Origin of the sequence: Xanthomonas albilineans (assembly GCF_002939705.1) — a bacterium.
In the GTDB taxonomy this organism is placed as follows: Bacteria; Pseudomonadota; Gammaproteobacteria; order Xanthomonadales; family Xanthomonadaceae; genus Xanthomonas_A; species Xanthomonas_A albilineans.
In genome coordinates, this window is sequence record NZ_MDCB01000140.1 from 1 (window position 1) to 266 (window position 266).

At 66.9% G+C, this 266-nt stretch carries 1 protein-coding gene; it reads right to left on the minus strand.

The features are described 5' to 3' along the window. Positions 1–266, minus strand: a 266-nt coding sequence (locus tag XalbCFBP2523_RS16125; protein WP_146084177.1) for a hypothetical protein, incomplete at both ends; no start/stop codon positions are given.

Sequence of the window (266 nt, forward strand, 5' to 3'; positions counted from 1 at the left end):
CCCCTCGCCCCGCTGCCCTGGTTCTGCCAGGACCAACTGCTGCCCTGGTTCGCCGTCGGGGGCATTTGGCTGCTGGCCGTGTCGCCACTGCTTCCGTCGCTTTTGCCATCGCTCTTGCCATTGCTGCCGCCCGCCGCATAGCCGCCGGACAGGTTCACGCCCGTGGCCTTGTAATGGCTGGTGTTGGTGATGTCGGCCACCGTCAGCGTGCCGGTGGTCAGTTGGTTGCGGCCTTGGTCGATGGCCGCTTGCGTGCTCGCGATCAC